Genomic DNA, 18,174 nt, shown 5'->3' on the forward strand with positions numbered 1-18,174 from the left:
GCTGCGGAATCCGCCCCCGGGGCCACTCGAACATCCGCCCGTCACGGGATAGCCTCGCGCTCATGGCGAACGGTCAGTGGTACCCCCCGGAGTGGCCGGACCGCATCCGCGCACTCGCGGAAGGCACCCTCACCCCGGTGACCCCGAAGCGCGCGGCCACCGTCATGCTCCTGAAGGACACCGGCAGTGGCCCCGCCGTCCACATGCTGCGCAGACGCGCCTCCATGGCCTTCGCCGGAGGCGCGTACGCGTATCCGGGCGGCGGTGTCGACCCGCGCGACGACGACCATCACGTCCGCTGGGCGGGCCCCACGCGCGCGTGGTGGGCGGACCGGCTCGGCGTCGACGAGACGGCGGCCCAGGCGATCGTCTGCGCGGCCGTACGCGAGACGTACGAGGAGGCGGGCGTGCTGCTCGCCGGGCCGGCCCCCGACGCGGTCGTCGGTGACACCACCGGCGACGACTGGGAGGCGGACCGGGCCGCCCTGGTCGCCCGGGACCTGTCCTTCGCGGAGTTCCTGGACCGTCGCGGCCTGGTCCTGCGCTCCGACCTGCTCGGCGCCTGGACCCGCTGGATCACCCCGGAGTTCGAGTCCCGCCGCTACGACACCTGGTTCTTCGTCGCCGCGCTCCCCGAGGGGCAGCGCACCCGCAACGCCTCCACCGAGGCCGACCGCACGGTGTGGATCGCCCCGCGCGAGGCGGCGGCCGGGTACGACAAGGGCGAGCTCCTGATGATGCCGCCGACGATCGCCACCTTGCGCCAGCTGACGGAGTACGGGACGGCCGCCCGGGCGCTCGAGGCCGCCCCGGGGCGTGACCTGACGCCCGTCCTGGCCACCGCCCGCCTGGTGGACGGCGAGATCGTGCTCTCCTGGCCCGGCCACGACGAGTTCACCAAGCACATCCCGACCGGTGGAGCCACCGCATGACGGACGCAGCAGCCCTTCCCGGCCAGCCCCGCGGCGGCGTCCTCCCGGGACCCGCCACCGCGCGGGCCGTCAACGTCCTGGCGCCCAACGCGTCGGCGATGACCCTGGACGGCACGAACACCTGGATCCTCTCCGAGCCCGACTCCGACCTGGCCGTGGTGGTAGACCCGGGTCCGCTGGACGACGGACACCTGCGCCAGGTCGTCGCCACGGCCGAGCAGGCCGGCAAGCGCGTCGCCCTGACCCTGCTGACCCACGGCCACCCCGACCACGCGGAGGGCGCCGCCCGGTTCGCCGAACTGACCGGCACGCGCGTGCGTGCCCTCGACCCGGCACTGCGGCTGGGCGACGAGGGCCTGGCCGCCGGAGACGTGATCACCACCGGTGGGCTGGAGCTGCGCGTCGTAGCGACCCCCGGGCACACCGCCGACTCCCTCTCCTTCCACCTCCCGGCCGACCGGGCGGTCCTCACCGGCGACACGATCCTCGGCCGCGGCACGACGGTCGTGGCCCACCCCGACGGCCGCCTCGGCGACTACCTGGACTCCCTGCGCCGCCTGCGCTCCCTCACGGTCGACGACGGCGTCCACACGGTCCTGCCCGGCCACGGCCCGGTCCTGGACGACGCCCAGGGCGCCGTCGAGTACTACCTCGCCCACCGCGCCCACCGCCTCGCCCAGGTCGAGACGGCCGTCGAGGACGGCTACCGCACCCCCACGGAGATCGTCGCCCACGTCTACGCGGACGTGGACCGCTCCCTGTGGCCGGCGGCGGAACTGTCGGTACGGGCCCAGCTGGACTACCTGGAGGAGCACGGGCTCATCTGACCGCGCGCCGAAACGACGTCGGGCCCCGTCTCGTGAGGAGACGGGGCCCGATGACGTACGGCCAGGTGTGTGTTCAGCGTGAGCGCTTGGCGAGGCGCTCCACGTCCAGGAGGATCACCGCGCGGGCTTCCAGGCGCAGCCAGCCGCGCTGGGCGAAGTCCGCGAGGGCCTTGTTGACCGTCTCGCGGGACGCGCCGACCAGTTGGGCCAGCTCCTCCTGCGTGAGGTCGTGCACGACGTGGATGCCCTCCTCGGACTGCACGCCGAACCGGCGCGACAGGTCGAGCAGGGCACGGGCGACACGGCCCGGGACGTCCGAGAAGACGAGGTCGGACATCGCGTCGTTGGTCTTGCGCAGGCGGCGCGCGACGGCGCGCAGGAGCGCCGTGGCCACCTCCGGGCGGGCGTTCAGCCAGGGCTGGAGGTCGCCATGGCCGAGGCCGAGCAGCTTGACCTCGGTCAGTGCCGTGGCGGTCGCCGTGCGCGGGCCCGGGTCGAACAGCGACAGCTCGCCGATGAGCTCGCTGGGACCGACCACGGCCAGCATGTTCTCGCGGCCGTCGGGGGACGTGCGGTGGAGTTTCACCTTGCCCTCCGTGACCACGTACAGGCGGTCACCGGGGTCGCCCTCATGGAACAGCGAGTCACCGCGGGCGAGGGTCACCTCACTCATGGAGGCGCGGAGCTCCGCGGCCTGCTCGTCATCGAGCGCCGCGAAGAGCGGATTGCGCCGCAGAACGTCGTCCACGAGTTCTCTCCTATTCGACCTGCTCAGGGGATCTTGCTCCCCCGTGTACCGAGGGACCGTGGTGCCCATTTTGTCGGGCGGTCCAAACAGTGTGATCTGTCACAAGGATGCCGCACACGTGTCCCGGGGTACGCGGCAGGGGTCCAATTGGGCGCCGATCTTCAGGGGCCGGGGCGGATGTCCGTGCCGGGCCTTAGGCTGGCCGGGTGTCCAAATCGCCGGTGAGAGCACAGGCCGAGGGGGCTGCGCGGGTGGTTGTACGTCGCGATTCCGCTGTGGGCGAACAGAGCCCCGATGGCGGTAGGAAAACGGCGAAACAGAACAAGACGGAACCAGTGAAGAAAGCCGCGTCCACGAAGCAGACGACGGCCGCGAAGAAGGCCGCGTCCACGAAGCAGACGACGGCTGCGAAGAAGGCTGCTTCCAAGACCTCGGCGGCCTCTGCCGCCAAGAAGGCCTCGAAGGGTGCCGCCGTGAAGAAGGCGCCCGCGGCCAGGAAGGTCGTGGTCGCGCCCAAGAAGGCCACCGCCCGCCTCAAAGGCACCGCCCCCGCAAAGACCGTCGTCCACCCACCGGGTGACGAGTCGCGTACCGCCCTGGTCCGCCGGGCCCGCCGTATCAACCGCGAACTCGCCGAGGTCTTTCCGTACGCGCACCCCGAGCTGGACTTCGAGAACCCCTTCCAACTGGTCGTCGCCACAGTCCTGTCCGCCCAGACGACCGACCTGCGCGTCAACCAGACGACACCCTCCCTCTTCGCCAAGTACCCGACCCCGGAGGATTTGGCCGCCGCCAACCCCGAGGAGGTGGAGGAGATCCTCCGCCCGTGCGGCTTCTTCCGGGCCAAGACGAAGTCGGTGACAGGGCTGTCGAAGGCCCTGGTGGAGGACTTCGGCGGTGAGGTGCCCGGCCGGCTGGAGGACCTGGTCAAGCTGCCCGGCGTCGGCCGCAAGACCGCGTTCGTCGTGCTCGGCAACGCCTTCGGCCGCCCCGGCATCACCGTGGACACGCACTTCCAGCGCCTGGTGCGCCGCTGGCGGTGGACCGGCGAGAGCGACCCGGACAAGATCGAGGCCGCCATCGGCGCGCTCTTCCCCAAGAGCGACTGGACGGATCTCTCGCACCACGTGATCTGGCACGGCCGCCGCATCTGCCACGCCCGCAAGCCCGCGTGCGGGGCCTGCCCGATCGCCCCGCTCTGCCCGGCGTACGGCGAGGGCGAGACCGACCCGGAGAAGGCGAAGAAGCTCCTCAAATACGAGAAGGGCGGCTTCCCCGGCCAGCGTCTGAAGCCCCCACAGGCCTACCTGGACGCGGGCGGCAAACCGGCGCCGCCGCTGGGGGCCGGATGAGCTGCCCGAGCCGCCCGAAGCATCCGCTGCGCCACCCGAAGAGCCCGACGCGCCGCCCGTTCAGGGGATCCCGGGCGTTCGCGGAACGATCTCAGGGCCGTCGCGCGTTGGATGCGGCAGGACGACGGGGGTGGCGATGACGCGGGCGAGCGACACACAGGGCGGCCGGGTGGCGCTGAGCAAGGACGGGCTGCCCGGCTGGCTGGACCCGGTGGTGCACGCCGTGGAGACGGTCCGCCCGAGCCAGCTGAGCCGGTTCCTGCCGCCGGAGGACGGCGCCGGGCGCCAGTCCGCCGTGCTGGTCCTGTTCGGCGAGGGCACGCACGGGCCGGAGCTGCTGCTCATGGAGCGCGCGAGCTCCCTGCGCTCGCACGCCGGGCAGCCCTCGTTCCCGGGCGGCGCCCTCGACCCGGAGGACGGTGACCCGAGGGGCGACGGCCCGCTGCGGGCCGCCCTGCGCGAGGCGGAGGAGGAGACCGGCCTCGATGCCTCCGGCGTCCAGCTCTTCGGCGTCCTGCCCCGGCTCTACATCCCGGTCAGCGGCTTCGTCGTCACTCCCGTGCTGGGCTGGTGGCGGGAACCGAGCCCGGTCGGCGTCGTCGACCCGAACGAAACCGCCAGGGTCTTCACCGTCCCCGTGGTGGATCTCACGGATCCCGCCAACCGGGCGACGACCGTCCACCCCAGCGGCCACCGAGGTCCGGCATTTCTGGTCGAATCAGCCCTTGTGTGGGGTTTCACGGCCGGCATCATCGACCGGCTGCTGCACTTCGCGGGCTGGGAGCGGCCCTGGGACCGCGAGAAGCAGGTCCCGCTCGACTGGCGCGCATGACAGGGTGGCCTCCGTGAACGTGCTGGACATCTTGTTGCTGGTCGCCGCCGTGTGGTTCGCGGTCGTGGGGTACCGCCAGGGGTTCGTCGTCGGCATCCTGTCGGTGATCGGCTTCCTGGGCGGCGGCCTCGTCGCCGTATACGTGCTGCCCGTCATCTGGGACGCGCTGACGGACAACGCGGAGGTGAGCACGACCGCCGCCGTCGTCGCGGTCGTCGTCGTCATCGTCTGCGCCTCCGTCGGCCAGGCCCTCACCACCCACCTCGGCAACAAGCTGCGCCGGCACATCACATGGTCCCCGGCCCGGGCCCTCGACGCCACCGGTGGCGCCTTGGTCAACGTCGTGGCGATGCTCCTGGTCGCCTGGCTGATCGGCTCGGCCCTCGCGGGCACGACGCTGCCGACGCTCGGCAAGGAGGTCCGCAACTCCAAGGTGCTGCTGGGCGTCTCGCAGGCCCTGCCGGACCAGGCGGCCACCTGGTTCGCGGACTTCTCCTCCGTCCTCGCGCAGAACGGCTTCCCGCAGGTCTTCAGCCCGTTCTCCAACGAGCCGATCACCGACGTCCGGCCCCCGGACCGAGCGCTGGCGGACAGCCCGGTGGCGAGCCGCGCCCAGCGCTCCATCGTCAAGGTCATGGGCACGGCCCCGAGCTGCGGCAAGGTCCTGGAGGGCACCGGCTTCGTCTTCTCGAACCGCCGCGTGATGACGAACGCGCACGTGGTGGGCGGAGTCGACGAGCCGACCGTGCAGATAGGCGGCGAGGGCAGGAAGTACGACGCCAAGGTCGTGCTCTACGACTGGCGGCGCGACATCGCCGTCCTCGACGTGCCGAATCTCAAGGCGCCCGCGCTGCGGTTCACCGAGAAGGACGCGAGCAGCGGCGACAGCGCGATCGTCGCGGGCTTCCCGGAGAACGGGGCGTACGACGTGCGGGCCGCGCGCGTGCGTGGCCGCATCACGGCCAACGGCCCGGACATCTACCACCGCGGCACGGTCCGCCGCGACGTCTACTCCCTCTTCGCGACCGTCCGCCAGGGCAACTCCGGCGGCCCGCTGCTCACACCCGACGGCAGGGTCTACGGCGTCGTCTTCGCCAAGTCGCTCGACGACGCCGAGACGGGATACGCGCTGACCGTGGACGAGATCCAGGAGGACATCACCAAGGGGCGCACCGCCAACCGGCAGGTGGGCAGCGACAGCTGCGCGCTCTAGGAGCGGTCCTGGAGCGGGAGGTGTCGGGGCGTCACTCGCGCGGGTGACGCCTCAGTCGCGTGTGGGACGCAGACGTACGGAGACCCAGCGGGCCCGGCGGCGGAGGATACGCGGAATCCCGACCCTGGGGTCCGCGGTCACCATCTGCGGTGCGCCGCTTCGCCGGTGGGGGTTCGCACCGCCCGCCGAGCGGCGATTGCGGGTTGCGTCACTGTAGTCGTGCGTCCAGCCCATACCCCGACGTGTGCCCCCGCCCCATGGTCGATAACCGCTCCCCGGGCGTCCAATTGGCCTATGCGCCGGGCAATTGGCCGTTCGTAGGACAAGCGTTCACGTGCCGGTACCGGGCGGGGGCGATCGATCACCGGTCGGGTTCGGGATCCCGCAGCCAGTTGATGAGTTCCGAGGAGAACGCGACGGGGTCCTCCTCGTGCGGGAAGTGGCCGAGGCCGTCGAACAGGCGCCACCGGTAGGGGGCTTCGACGTACTCGCCGGACCCGGCCGCGCTGCGCGTGCGCATCACGGGGTCGAGCGAGCCGTGCAGATGGAGGGTCGGCACCCGCACGGGCCGCTTCATCCGCCGGTTGAACTGGATGCCGTCCGGGCGGGCCAGGGAGCGCACCATCCAGCGGTACGGCTCGACCGCGCAGTGCGCCGCGGAGGGGATGCACATGGCGCGGCGGTACGTCTCGAGCGCCTCGTCCTCGGGCGGGCGCGGCCCGGACCACTCCTGGATCAGCTCTGCCACGAGCGCCCCGTCGTCGGCGGTGAGCTGCCGCTCCGGGATCCAGGGCCGCTGGAACCCCCAGATGTGTGAACCGGCGCGGGTCTGCTTGACGTCTCTCAGCATGGCCGAGCGCCAGCGCCGCGGGTGTGGCATGGACGCGACGGCCAGCCGCCGCACCAGCTTGGGGCGCATCGCGGCCGCCGTCCACGCGAGGTATCCGCCCAGGTCGTGGCCGACCAGCGCGGCATCCGGCTCACCGAGGGAGCGGATGACGCCCGTGACGTCGAGCGCGAGGTTGGCGGGGTCGTAGCCGCGCGGCGTGCGGTCGCTGCCGCCGACGCCCCGCAGGTCCATGGCGACGGCCCGGAAGCCCGCGTCGGCGAGTGCCACGAGCTGGTGCCGCCAGGTCCACCAGAACTGCGGGAACCCGTGCAGCAGCAGCACCAGTGGACCGTCGCCCAGCTCGGCGATGTGGAAGCGGGCGCCGTTGGCGGCGACGTCGCGATGGCTCCAGGGGCCGTCCAGCAGGACGGCCGGAGCCGGTGGTGCCGAAGGTGTGGCGGGGTCCGTCATGATGACGAGCGTGCCACAGCCTCGATGGCCTCGGGGACCCGGTCCTGCGGGAGCTCCGGCCGCGGGTGCGGCTTGGCCTTCTGCAGAACGCCCGCGGTCTCCTTCATCGAGGCGGCGACCTTCTGCGGGCCCTTGCTCTTCTTGGCCTTCTTCGCGAAGACGATGCCGACCAGCGCGAGGACGAGCGCGACCAGCACGTTCGCCGCGAACGACAGCAGGAAGCAGACCGCGAGGTTCCAGTCGCTCCAGGTGCGGATGCCGTACGCCAGCGCGAAGTTAAGCATCGGCAGGGAGAAGATCAGCACCGCGCCGGCCGCCGAGAAGGCGCCGCCGCTGGTCGCGCCGCGCTTCACGTCCTGCTTGAGCTGCGCCTTCGCCAGCGCGATCTCGTCGTGCACCAGCGCCGACATTTCCGCCGTCGCCGAGGCGAACAGCTGGCCGATGCTGCGTTCGGCGCCGACCGGGCTGCCGTCGGGTGCGCTCATCGCGGTCTCCCTCTTCTGCGTACGGTCCGATGTCCGCGTCTTCTGTCTGACTCGTGCCCAGTCGTCCGACTGCGCACGGCATGACTGCGTACGGTCCCGTCTTTTGTACCGTCTCGTCAGATCATGCCGGACGGTGGTGGTCCTCGCTTGCCCCGCCCGGTACTTCGGCAAGCCCGTGGCGCGCCGCTGCCTTCTCCTGGGCGATGCGGCGGTGTTCGACGGCCTTGCGCTCGTAGAGGGCGGCGAGTCGCAGGTGGTACGCCGGGTCGTCCTCCTCGTAGACGTCCGGGACGCCGTCGGCGTCCTCGTCGCGCTCCTCGTCCTCCCACAGGCGGCGGTACTTGGCGTTCCGCAACTTCAGCAGGACGGTCGCGAGTGTCGCGGCGATGAGCGATCCCAGCAGGACGGCAACCTTGACCTGGTTCGTCAGCGTCTGGTCGCCGGCGAAGGCGAGTTCGCCGATGAGCAGCGACACGGTGAAGCCGATGCCGGCGAGGGTCGCCACGGCGAACACGTCCGCCCAGGCGAGGTCGTCGCTGAGCGAGGCGCGGGTGAAACGGGCCGCCAGCCACGTCCCGCCGAAGATGCCGAGCGCCTTGCCGACGACGAGCCCGAGGACGACGCCGAGGGTCTCCGGCTCGGTGAACACCTCCGCGAGCGCCCCGCCGGACACCGCGACGCCCGCGCTGAACAGCGCGAACAGCGGGACGGCCAGCCCCGCGGACAGGGGCCGTACGAGGTGCTCGATGCGCTCGCCGGGGGAGCGGTCCTCACCCTCGTGGCGGTGGCAGCGCAGCATCAGGCCCATGGCGACGCCGGCGACGGTGGCGTGGACGCCGCTGTTGTACATCAGCGCCCAGATGACGAGGGCGAGCGGCACGTACACGTACCAGCCGCGTACGCCCTTGCGCAGCAGCAGCCAGAACACCACCAGTCCCGCGACGGCGCCGCCGAGCGCGGCGAAGTTCAGTTCGGCGGTGAAGAACACCGCGATGATCAGGATCGCGAAGAGGTCGTCGACGACGGCGAGCGTGAGCAGGAAGGCCCGCAGCGCGCTCGGCAGGGACGTGCCGATGACGGCGAGCACGGCGAGCGCGAAGGCGATGTCGGTCGCGGTCGGCACGGCCCAGCCGGCCAGGGAGCCACCGCCGGCGACGACGGTGACGGTGTAGACGAGCGCCGGTACGGCCATGCCGCAGAGCGCGGCGACGACCGGGAGCGCGGCGGCTTTCGGGTCGCGCAGGTCGCCCGCCACGAGTTCCCGTTTGAGCTCGATCCCGGCGACGAAGAAGAAGACCGCCAGCAGTCCGTCGGCGGCCCAGTGCGCGATGGACAGGTCGAGGCCGAGGGCGGCGGGGCCGAGGTGGAAGTGGGAGACGCTGTCGTAGCTGCCGCGCAGCGCGGGGATGTTCGCCCAGAGCAGCGCGATCACCGCGGCGGCGAGCAGCAGCACCCCGCCCACGGTCTCCGTACGCAGCGCGTTCGCCACGTAGGTCCGCTCGGGCAGCGACAGCCGGCCGAGGACTTTGCGGGGGGTGGTGGAGCGGGGCGCGGTCACGGGGGAGACCTCCGGTCGGTGGGCAGGACCGAACACATGCCGACCAGACTTCCCGGCGCACCATGGAGCAGTTGTTTTGCTTAGTTTAGCTAAACGTGCGGCTGATCGTACGCGATCTCACCACGGGCGTCACAAGGGCGCCCGGCAAACTCACCACGGGCGTCACCAGGGCACCCGGCGTGCCGTCTGCCGGGTGCCCTTCGTCCGTTCCGCTATGCCGCTCAGTCCTCGCTGGGCGCGGCCGGCAGCTTGTCCTGGATGAGGGCCATGACCGTGGAGTCGGTCAGCGTGGTGACGTCACCCAGCTGGCGGTTCTCGGCGACGTCCCGCAGCAGACGGCGCATGATCTTGCCGGAGCGGGTCTTGGGCAGCTCGGCCACCGGCAGGATCCGCTTGGGCTTGGCGATCGGGCCCAGCGTGTTGCCGACGTGGGCGCGCAGTTCGCCGACCAGGGTCTCGGTCTCGGTGGCCGTACCGCGCAGGATCACGAACGCGACGATCGCCTGACCGGTCGTCTCGTCCGCCGCGCCGACCACGGCGGCCTCGGCGACCGAGGGGTGGGAGACCAGCGCGGATTCGACCTCGGTGGTGGAGATGTTGTGGCCGGAGACGAGCATGACGTCGTCGACCCGGCCGAGCAGCCAGATGTCGCCGTCGTCGTCCTTCTTGGCGCCGTCACCGGCGAAGTACTTGCCCTCGAAGCGCGACCAGTAGGTGTCGATGAACCGCTGGTCGTCGCCCCAGATGGTGCGCAGCATCGACGGCCACGGCTCGGTCAGCACCAGGTAGCCGCCCCCGCCGGCGGGTACCTCGTTGGCCTCGTCGTCGACGACCGTCGCGGCGATGCCGGGCAGCGGCGTCTGTGCCGAGCCGGGCTTGGTGGCGGTCACGCCCGGCAGCGGGGTGATCATCATCGCGCCGGTCTCGGTCTGCCACCAGGTGTCCACGACCGGGGTGCGGTCGCCGCCGATGTTCTTGCGGTACCAGATCCACGCCTCGGGGTTGATCGGCTCGCCCACCGAGCCCAGCACCCTGAGGCTGCTGAGGTCGAACTTGGCGGGGATGTCGTCGCCCCACTTCATGAACGTACGGATCGCGGTCGGCGCGGTGTAGAGGATCGTCACGCCGTACTTCTGCACGATCTCCCAGAAGCGGCCCTGGTGAGGGGTGTCGGGCGTGCCCTCGTACATGACCTGTGTGGCGCCGTTCGCCAGGGGGCCGTAGACGATGTACGAGTGGCCGGTGACCCAGCCGACGTCGGCGGTGCACCAGTAGACGTCGGTCTCCGGCTTGAGGTCGAAGACGGCGTGATGGGTGTAGGCGGTCTGCGTGAGGTAGCCGCCGGACGTGTGCAGGATGCCCTTCGGCTTACCCGTGGTGCCCGAGGTGTAGAGGATGAACAGCGGGTGCTCGGCGTTGAACGCCTGCGGGGTGTGCTCGACGCTCTGCCGTCCCACCAGGTCGTGCCACCAGACGTCGCGGCCCTCGGTGAAGGCGACCTCCTGGCCCGTGCGGCGCACGACCAGGACGTGCTCGACGATGCCCGCTTTCTCGACGGCCTCATCGACGGCCGGCTTCAGCGCGGAGGGCTTGCCGCGCCGGTAGCCGCCGTCGGAGGTGATGATCACGCGCGCGTCGGCGTCCTGGATGCGGGTGGCGAGCGCGTCCGAGGAGAAGCCGCCGAAGACGACCGAGTGGGCGGCGCCGACCCGGGCGCAGGCCAGCATCGCGATCGCCGTCTCGGGGATCATCGGCATGTAGACGGCGACCCGGTCGCCCGCCTGGACTCCCAGCTCCAGCAGGGCGTTGGCGGCCTTGGAGACCTCGTCCTTCAGCTCGGCGTAGGTGATAGCGCGGCTGTCGCCGGGCTCGCCCTCGAAGTGGATGGCGACCCGGTCGCCGTGGCCGGCCTCCACGTGCCGGTCGACGCAGTTGTAGGCGACGTTGAGTTCGCCGTCCTTGAACCACTTGGCGAACGGCGGGTTCGACCAGTCGAGGGTCTCGGTGGGCTCCTTGGCCCAGGTCAGCCGACGGGCCTGCTCGGCCCAGAAGCCGAGCCTGTCAGCCTTGGCCTGCTCATACGCCTCCGCGGTGACGTTGGCGTTCGCGGCCAGGTCGGCGGGGGGTGCGAACCTGCGCTCTTCCTTGAGCAGGTTGGCCAGGCTTTCGTTGCTCACGGCATCTGCCTTTCCCAGGGTGTCCGTTGTGTCCCAGGCCACAGCTCATCAGACCCGGGGGTGCGATGACAAGGGCCGACCGCCAATTGGTTTAGACCTGTTGGGCGGTGCTGTCGGGGACCGGGGTCATCCGTACCCACGGACGCCGACCAGGGAAAGTTCAGTGTGTGTGCTGCCCGTCACGCGGGTCGCAGAGGAGCGGAGGAGAGCCACGACGGCGTTCTGGAGGGGCGGAGCGGTCAGGCGGGGGTGCCGGGCGGTCGGCAGCCTCCCCGGCCCAGGGTCCGGCCCGTCCGCGGCGGGGGGCCACTGGGTGTGCCCCGGGCTCGATCGGGGGCACACCCTCAACCGGTGCCGGGCAGGAAGACACCCTGGCCCGGCGCCCGGCTCATGCCGTCAGGTCCGACTCCCGTACACGGTCGAAGACGCCGCCGTCGTCCGTCTCGGTGAGCAGGTAGGCCTCGGCCTCGCCCACGTGGAAGTACATCCCGTGCAGCTCCAGGGTGCCCTCGTCGAGGGCCCGGGCCACCGAGTCGTGGGCGCGCAGGTGCTCCAGCTGCTGGACGACGTTGGTCAGAGAGAGCTGCTCGACCGCGTCCTCGGGTGACCGCCCGGCCAGCCTGCCCCAGGGCAGGCTCTTGTCGGCCATGCGCTCCAGGCTCGGCAGCCCGTGCCGCAGCCACCGCTTCAGCGGGGTCCGGGCGCCGCCGGGCTCGGAGTTGAGCAGCGCCTGCATGGCGCCGCATCCCGAGTGCCCGCACACCGTGATGGACCGCACCCGCAGCACGTCCACGGCATATTCGATGGCGGCCGCCACCGAGTCGTCGCCGCTCTCCTCGCCCGGGCGCGGGACGAGGTTGCCCACGTTGCGCACGACGAACAGGTCACCCGGACCACTGGAGGTGATCATCGATGTGACCAGCCGGGAGTCGGCGCAGGTCAGGAAGAGCTGCGAAGGCCGCTGCCCCTCACGCGCCAGCCGGGCCAGCTCGCTGCGGACCAGGGGCGCGGTGTTGCGCTGGAACGCGCTGATGCCACGCGCCAGTTCGTGCCCGCTGGCACCGCCGGTGCCCGTCGGGTCCGGCTCGGAGCGGTTCGACCCGTCCGGGTTCTTCCCGGCGACCGGTAGGGACTGGGGGCCGTCGCACTGGTGGTTGCGCCAGGGTGTCCAGGGCCGACAACGGCAGTCACCGCCGACCTGGGGCTCGGAGATGCGGGTGCCGGGATGCCGGCCGGTGATCTCGACGGTGCCGCCCTGCGCGGTGTGGGTCTTCTGCCAGTCCTGCAGCGTCTCGTACGCCGCGTGGTCCATGAACGACCCGTCCAGCTCGACGACGGTGTCGGCACCGTGGGGCACGAGATGCAGGGCCCGGCTGAGCCGTGGCACCGCAAGGAACGTCAACTGTCCTCTGACGTGTACGTGATGGACTCCTTCCCTGTCTTCGTGCGTGATGCGGGTGCGGGTGAGGCGGTGCAGGGCGACGCCGACGGCCGTGGCGATGCCGAGCGCCACGCCCTCCAGGACGCCGAGGGAGACCACGCCGAGGGTGGTGACGGCGTAGACCCAGACTTCTCGGTGGCGGGTCACCGTGCGGATGTGGTTCAGGGACACCATCTGGATGCCGACGGCCATCACCAGGGCGGCGAGCGAGGCGAGCGGGATGAGCTCCAGGATCGGGACCATCAGCAGCGCGGCGATCACTACGAGAACGCCGTGCAGCATCGTGGAGTTCCGGCTGATCGCACCCGCGTGCACATTCGCCGAACTCCGCACGGCCACACCCGCGATGGGCAGTCCGCCGAGCGAGCCGGAGACGATGTTGGCGGCGCCCTGCCCGAGCAGTTCGCGGTCGAGGCGGGAGCGCCCGACACGGGCGGACAGTCCCGGGCGGCCGGCCACCAGCTTGTCCACGGCGACCGCGCCGAGCAGCGACTGCACGCTGCACACCAGCGTGGTGGTGAGCACGGCGGCGATCAGGCCGAGCACGGGGCCCTCGGGCAGTCCGGCCAGGGCGTGGTTGCTCCAGGACGGCAGGTCGACCTTGGGTAGGCGGAGCCCGGCGAGGGCGGCGGCCGCGGTGGCTCCGGTGACGGCGACGAGCGCGGCCGGGACCTTGCGCAGCAGCCGTCCGGCCCGGCCGGGCAGCCTCGGCCAGAGCAGCAGCAGCGCCAGGGTCAGCACGCTCACCGACACGGCCGCGGGGCGCATCTGCGCCAACTGGGCGGGCAGCGCACGGAGGTTGTCCGGGACGGAACTCTGCGGTGTGCCGCCGAGCACGATGTGCAGCTGTGCGACGGCGATGGTGACGCCGATCCCGGCGAGCATGCCGTGCACGATGGCGGGGCTGACGGCGAGGGCGCCGCGGGCGACGCGCAGGCAGCCCAGGCCGAGTTGGGCGAGGCCGGCCAGGATGGTGATGGCGCAGGTCGTCCGCCAGCCGTAGCGCTGGATCAGGTCGGCGGTCACGACGGTGAGACCGGCGGCCGGTCCGCTCACCTGGAGCGGGGAGCCGCCGAGCCGCCCGGCGACCAGCCCGCCCACGGCGGCGGCGACGAGGCCGGCCTGGAGGGGGGCGCCGGTGGCGAGGGCGATGCCCAGGGACAGGGGCAGGGCGATCAGGAAGACCGCGATCGAGGCCGACACATCGGCACCCGCGATCCGGAATCGGCGGGGCCCGGCCGGGGGCGGACTGTGGGGCGGATGGGTGCGCTCGGTGCGATTGGGGTCGGCGGCGCGTGTGGGGACGCAGGCTGACATGGTTTCCCGTCTCCTCCGGGGCTGCGCGGTCGCGTAACTGTGGGGCCCCGCTCGGGGCGGGGTTCGGTCGCGGCGGTCACGGCGTAAATCGGCGGGATGAATCAACGCTCGGTAAACGGATCGTAATGCAGAGTAAAGGGCGAGCATAGACTTTACGGGCAAATGGGCGAATAAATCACCCCGAAGAGTGAAGTGGCCATTTGATCGGCTTGTCGTACTTATTCCTTCTCGGTCTCGTGCGAATTTGGCGGCGCTGTCCGCACCCGAGAGAAGGAAGAAGGTGGGCGGAACATGGCCGCCACCCACAGGATCGCCGCGGGCTCCGTGATCGCCGCTGTCTGCGCCGCATCGCTCGCCGGTTGCGCGACCGGCACCCCCCGGCAGGAGAACCCCGACCCGCAGAAGGCGACGCCGGCACAGGCGCCGAAGAGCGCGGTCCGGCTGATCGGAGACGGCTCCACGGCCTACACCGGCGCCCAGCCGCACCTGCCCAGGCCAGAACGCCTGCGGCCCGGCCAGAAGCCCCCGCAGTTCGTCGTCTTCTCCTGGGACGGCGCGGGCGAGGACAGCCAGAAGCTGTTCTCCCACTTCCGCAAGGTCGCCAGGGACAACAACGCGACCATGACGTACTTCCTGAGCGGCGTGTACATGTTGCCGGACGACGAACGTGACCAGTACCGGCCGCCGCAGCACTCCCCGGGCCGCTCCGACATCGGCTTCAACGACCGCCGCGGCATCGCCGCCACGGTGAAGCAGCTGCGCCTGGCGTGGCTGGAGGGCAACGAGATCGGCACCCACTTCAACGGCCACTTCTGCGGCAGTGGCGGCGGCGTCGGTGAGTGGTCGGTCGAGGACTGGAAGGACGAGATCTCCCAGGCCAAGCGGTTCGTGAAGACCTGGAAGACCAACACCGGCCTGAAGCACGCGTCCCCGCTGCCCTTCGACTACGACAAGGAGCTCATCGGCGCCCGCACGCCCTGTCTCGAGGGTCAGCGCAACTTCATGAGGGCGGCCCGCGACCTGGGCTTCCGCTACGACACCAGCGGCGTCAGCGACCAGGTCTGGCCGAAGAAGAAGCAGGGGCTGTGGGACGTGTCCATGCAGCTCGTGCCGTTCCCCGGCCACTCCTTCGAGCAGCTCACCATGGACTACAACTTCATGGTCAACCAGTCGGGCACCAAGACCCAGGGCAACCCCGCCATGCACGACTTCTGGGGCGACCAGATGCGCGACGGCCTGCTCAAGGGCTTCCAGCGGGCCTACGACGGCAACCGCGCGCCCCTGATCATCGGCAACCACTTCGAGTCCTGGAACGGCGGCACCTACATGCGGGCCGTCGAGGAGGTCATCGAGAGGGTGTGCACCAAGGAAGAGGTGCGCTGCGTCTCGTTCCGGCAGCTCGTGGACTGGCTGGACGCGCAGGACCCGAAGACGCTGGAGAAGCTGCGCACCCTGCGGGTCGGCGAGGCGCCCAAGCAGGGCTGGGCGTCCTTCCTGTCGGACCGGCCCGCCCCGGCACCCAGGGGCGTGCCCGGGGCTCCGGCGGCCAGGGGGTAACCCTCCGGGCGGACACCACCGGGCGCACGCGCGCGTGAAGAAGGCCACTCCGCCGGGGGACGGGGCCCCAGGGTGCGTAGGGTCGTACTCATGAGTACAGCAGGCGCGAGCGCCGATCCCCTCGCGGCCCTGGGGGCGCTGCCCGGAGTGGCCGATTCCGTGGAGTCCGTACGCAAGGCCGTGGACCGGGTCTACGGGCACCGGGTCATGCGGCGGCGCAGCAACGCGATCACCTCCGAGGCCGCTCTGCGCGGCGCCCGCGGCTCGGCCGCGCTGTCCGGTGCCGACTGGGCGCTGGAGGAGGTACGCCGGCGTACGGACTTCAGCGGCGACGACGAGGCCCGCGCCGTGGGCGCCGCCCTACGGCTCACCGCGGAGGCGGGCCAGCTGCTGTCGATCTGGCGGCAGTCCCCCCTGCGGGTGCTGGCCCGGCTGCACCTGGTGGCGGCCGCGGACCAGGGCGACCAGGTGGGGCGGCCCCGTAAGGAGGGCGAGCAGGTCGACGAGCCGCTCGTCGGGCTGCCGCTGCCGAGTGCCACCGAGGCGCACGGCAGGCTGGACGGACTGGCCGGGCTGATCATCGCGGGCGGCTCCGCACCGGCGCTGGTGACGGCGGCCGTCGTGCACGGCGAACTCCTCGCGCTGCGCCCCTTCACCTCCCACAACGGACTGGTCGCCCGCACGGCCGAACGCATCGTCCTGGTCGGCAGCGGCCTGGATCCCAAGTCGGTCTGCGCGGCCGAGGTCGGCCACGCCGAGCTGGGACGCGACGCCTACCTGGAAGCCCTCGCCGGGTACGTCGCGGGTACCTCGGAGGGCGTCGCCGCCTGGATCGCCCACTGCGGCAGGGCGCTCGAACTGGGGGCCCGCGAGTCGATGGCGGTGTGCGAGGCGCTGCAGCGCGGAGCGGCGTGACGTCGCCCGGCCGGAAAAGTAATGCGGCGGTACGAGTTCTCGTACCGCCGCTGGCATGAGCATCGAGTTACCAAGCGTCCTCGAAATATGCCCATCAGGTCGGGAGCTTTGCCCGTCCCTGGTGCGGCTGGCCCGTATTCGACGGGTCGACGTCGCGTGGGTGCCCGGTGTTCATGCTCGGTCCGTGGGGCCAAATGCGTTAAAAGGTGATCCTCTCGGATGTCCTTGGTCTCGCGGGCCGTTGAGTCCTTTGTACTCCTGCCCCGGAGTAAGCGGAAGTCCAGGCTGTACTTCTTTACTTTTGGGTTCAAATAGGACGGCGCCGGCCGCAGGTCAAGCGACCGTCGCCCGGCGCCTGTTCGCGTACCAGACGAGTCCCGCGGTGGCCGCGGCGGCGCCTATCGCGGCGACCGCGACGAGCGCCGGGCGCGGCGGTACGGAGAACGCGGGGATCCGCTGCTTGAGCCGGACCGGACGGTGGAAGTCCAGGATCGGCCACCCGCGCGCGAGGGCCTCTCGGCGCAGCGCCCTGTCCGGGTTCACGGCATGCGGGTGGCCGACGGATTCCAGCATCGGCACATCGGTCGCCGAGTCGCTGTAGGCGTAGCAGCGGCTGAGGTCGTACCCCTCGGACTCGGCCAACTCCCTGACGGCCTCGGCCTTGGTCGGGCCGTACGCGTAGTACTCCACCTCGCCGGTGAAACAGCCGTCGTCGCCCACCACCATGCGGGTCGCGACCACGCGGTCCGCTCCCAGCAGCTCGCCGATCGGCTCGACCACCTCCGCGCCCGAGGTGGACACGATCACGACGTCGCGGCCGGCGGTGTGGTGCTCCTCGATGAGGGAGGCGGCCTCGTCGTAGATGATCGGGTCGATCAGGTCGTGCAGCGTCTCGGCGACGATCTCCTTGACCTGCTGCACGTTCCACCCGCGGCACAGGGCGGACAGATATGCGCGCATGCGCTCCATCTGGTCGTGGTCGGCGCCGCCGGCCAGGAAGACGAACTGGGCATATGCGGTACGCAAGACGGCCCGGCGGTTGATCAGACCGCCTTGGTAGAACGACTTGCTGAACGTGAGCGTGCTCGACTTCGCAATGACCGTCTTGTCCAGGTCAAAGAAGGCGGCTGTGCGGGGCAACGAGTGGTTTTCCACGCCCCAGAGCATAGGGGCAGCCCATTCGGCGTAAGGTGGGGCGCGTGGGTTTGCCTGAGAAGGCTCTCGGGTACACCATGGAAGTCACGGATCGTTCGCGACCGTGCTAACCCGGCCCGACTCCTCCCCCCCCGAGTCGGCCGTGGGGACGACCCCCGCTCTCCCCCCCGGCGGGGGTCGTCGCATGTCCGGATGCGTTTTCTCCTTCTTCGCACGGCCTGACAGCCGCTCGGTTACGGCCTCGAGTGATGTGTTGTCATGCCCATGGCTTGTGACGGTGCGTAGTTGTCGGACTGCTCTGTGGAAGTCGCACAGAGAGCCTCAGTGGCTCACCGGTATGGGTGACGCCGATATTCACAACCCCC

At 71.0% G+C, this 18,174-nt stretch carries 15 protein-coding genes; 7 read left to right on the plus strand and 8 right to left on the minus strand.

Going from position 1 to position 18,174, the window contains the following annotated elements:
• Positions 1–62 precede the first annotated feature (62 nt).
• Entirely contained in the window at positions 63–932 is an 870-nt protein-coding gene (locus CEB94_RS22140) for an NUDIX hydrolase (RefSeq protein WP_175433870.1), read from the plus strand.
• Positions 929–1,759 carry an MBL fold metallo-hydrolase gene (locus CEB94_RS22145; protein WP_175433871.1) on the plus strand — a complete coding sequence of 277 codons (831 nt, stop codon included), beginning with the start codon at positions 929–931 and terminating at the stop codon, positions 1,757–1,759. The genes CEB94_RS22140 and CEB94_RS22145 overlap by 4 nt, the downstream gene beginning before the upstream one ends.
• Before the next feature lie 73 nt (positions 1,760–1,832).
• On the opposite strand, the gene CEB94_RS22150 is transcribed toward CEB94_RS22145, so the two are convergent.
• Positions 1,833–2,507 carry a Crp/Fnr family transcriptional regulator gene (locus CEB94_RS22150; protein WP_020129286.1) on the minus strand — a complete coding sequence of 225 codons (675 nt, stop codon included), beginning with the start codon at positions 2,505–2,507 and terminating at the stop codon, positions 1,833–1,835.
• Positions 2,508–2,842: 335 nt separating this feature from the next.
• Here CEB94_RS22150 and nth point away from each other — a divergent pair, with 335 nt between their 5' ends.
• The 3 genes from nth (at position 2,843) to CEB94_RS22165 (ending at position 5,904) form a co-directional block, all read left to right on the plus strand.
• Entirely contained in the window at positions 2,843–3,859 is a 1,017-nt protein-coding gene (gene nth / locus CEB94_RS22155) for an endonuclease III (RefSeq protein WP_246111879.1), read from the plus strand.
• Positions 3,860–3,995: 136 nt separating this feature from the next.
• Positions 3,996–4,691: an NUDIX hydrolase gene (locus tag CEB94_RS22160; RefSeq protein ID WP_175437112.1), complete on the plus strand. Its 696-nt coding sequence runs from the start codon at positions 3,996–3,998 to the stop codon at positions 4,689–4,691.
• 13 nt (positions 4,692–4,704) lie between these two features.
• Positions 4,705–5,904, plus strand: coding sequence for a MarP family serine protease (locus CEB94_RS22165; RefSeq protein WP_175433873.1), 1,200 nt, complete (start codon positions 4,705–4,707; stop codon positions 5,902–5,904).
• Positions 5,905–5,955: 51 nt separating this feature from the next.
• On the opposite strand, the gene CEB94_RS41010 is transcribed toward CEB94_RS22165, so the two are convergent.
• The 6 genes from CEB94_RS41010 to CEB94_RS22190 all read right to left on the minus strand — a co-directional run bounded on the left by CEB94_RS41010 (position 5,956) and on the right by CEB94_RS22190 (position 14,182).
• On the minus strand, positions 5,956–6,138 hold the full coding sequence (locus CEB94_RS41010) for a hypothetical protein (RefSeq protein ID WP_246111880.1): 183 nt from the start codon (positions 6,136–6,138) through the stop codon (positions 5,956–5,958).
• Between the two features lie 127 nt (positions 6,139–6,265).
• The gene (locus CEB94_RS22170) at positions 6,266–7,204 is read right to left on the minus strand and encodes an alpha/beta fold hydrolase (RefSeq protein WP_175433874.1); all 939 of its coding nucleotides are present in this window, start codon (positions 7,202–7,204) and stop codon (positions 6,266–6,268) included.
• Complete coding sequence (locus tag CEB94_RS22175) at positions 7,201–7,689, minus strand: phage holin family protein (RefSeq protein WP_175433875.1); 489 nt, start codon at positions 7,687–7,689, stop codon at positions 7,201–7,203. Before CEB94_RS22175 ends, CEB94_RS22170 begins: the two co-directional genes overlap by 4 nt.
• Positions 7,690–7,810: 121 nt before the next feature.
• Positions 7,811–9,247, minus strand: a complete 1,437-nt coding sequence (gene nhaA, locus CEB94_RS22180) for a Na+/H+ antiporter NhaA (protein WP_175433876.1) — start codon at positions 9,245–9,247, stop codon at positions 7,811–7,813.
• Positions 9,248–9,468: 221 nt separating this feature from the next.
• Positions 9,469–11,424 (minus strand): acetate--CoA ligase, encoded by a 1,956-nt coding sequence (gene acs, locus CEB94_RS22185; protein ID WP_175433877.1) that lies wholly within the window; start codon positions 11,422–11,424, stop codon positions 9,469–9,471.
• 388 nt (positions 11,425–11,812) lie between these two features.
• Complete coding sequence (locus CEB94_RS22190) at positions 11,813–14,182, minus strand: bifunctional SulP family inorganic anion transporter/carbonic anhydrase (RefSeq protein ID WP_175433878.1); 2,370 nt, start codon at positions 14,180–14,182, stop codon at positions 11,813–11,815.
• A 291-nt stretch (positions 14,183–14,473) separates the two neighbouring features.
• On the opposite strand from CEB94_RS22190, the gene CEB94_RS22195 reads away from it, so the two are divergent.
• Together CEB94_RS22195 and CEB94_RS22200 are read left to right on the plus strand one after the other, a co-directional pair.
• Positions 14,474–15,739 carry a polysaccharide deacetylase family protein gene (locus CEB94_RS22195; protein WP_175433879.1) on the plus strand — a complete coding sequence of 422 codons (1,266 nt, stop codon included), beginning with the start codon at positions 14,474–14,476 and terminating at the stop codon, positions 15,737–15,739.
• Between the two features lie 90 nt (positions 15,740–15,829).
• The gene (locus CEB94_RS22200) at positions 15,830–16,654 is read left to right on the plus strand and encodes a Fic family protein (RefSeq protein WP_175433880.1); all 825 of its coding nucleotides are present in this window, start codon (positions 15,830–15,832) and stop codon (positions 16,652–16,654) included.
• Positions 16,655–16,987: 333 nt separating this feature from the next.
• Here CEB94_RS22200 and CEB94_RS22205 read toward each other — a convergent pair whose 3' ends face one another.
• Positions 16,988–17,821: an HAD family hydrolase gene (locus CEB94_RS22205; RefSeq protein ID WP_175433881.1), complete on the minus strand. Its 834-nt coding sequence runs from the start codon at positions 17,819–17,821 to the stop codon at positions 16,988–16,990.
• Between the last annotated feature and the right edge of the window lie 353 nt (positions 17,822–18,174).

The sequence above is a fragment of the Streptomyces hawaiiensis genome, assembly GCF_004803895.1.
Taxonomy (GTDB): Bacteria; Actinomycetota; Actinomycetes; order Streptomycetales; family Streptomycetaceae; genus Streptomyces; species Streptomyces hawaiiensis.

What these genes read in the sequence shown, in the direction of transcription:
- CEB94_RS22140 (WP_175433870.1), top strand. Translation starts at nt 63, where the DNA reads ATGGCGAACGGTCAGTGGTACCCCCCGGAGTGGCCGGACCGCATCCGC.
- CEB94_RS22145 (WP_175433871.1), top strand. Translation starts at nt 929, where the DNA reads ATGACGGACGCAGCAGCCCTTCCCGGCCAGCCCCGCGGCGGCGTCCTC.
- CEB94_RS22160 (WP_175437112.1), top strand. Translation starts at nt 3,996, where the DNA reads ATGACGCGGGCGAGCGACACACAGGGCGGCCGGGTGGCGCTGAGCAAG.
- CEB94_RS41010 (WP_246111880.1), bottom strand. Translation starts at nt 6,138, where the DNA reads ATGGGCTGGACGCACGACTACAGTGACGCAACCCGCAATCGCCGCTCG.
- CEB94_RS22170 (WP_175433874.1), bottom strand. Translation starts at nt 7,204, where the DNA reads ATGACGGACCCCGCCACACCTTCGGCACCACCGGCTCCGGCCGTCCTG.
- CEB94_RS22175 (WP_175433875.1), bottom strand. Translation starts at nt 7,689, where the DNA reads ATGAGCGCACCCGACGGCAGCCCGGTCGGCGCCGAACGCAGCATCGGC.
- CEB94_RS22190 (WP_175433878.1), bottom strand. Translation starts at nt 14,182, where the DNA reads ATGTCAGCCTGCGTCCCCACACGCGCCGCCGACCCCAATCGCACCGAG.
- CEB94_RS22195 (WP_175433879.1), top strand. Translation starts at nt 14,474, where the DNA reads ATGGCCGCCACCCACAGGATCGCCGCGGGCTCCGTGATCGCCGCTGTC.
- CEB94_RS22200 (WP_175433880.1), top strand. Translation starts at nt 15,830, where the DNA reads ATGAGTACAGCAGGCGCGAGCGCCGATCCCCTCGCGGCCCTGGGGGCG.
- CEB94_RS22205 (WP_175433881.1), bottom strand. Translation starts at nt 17,821, where the DNA reads ATGCTCTGGGGCGTGGAAAACCACTCGTTGCCCCGCACAGCCGCCTTC.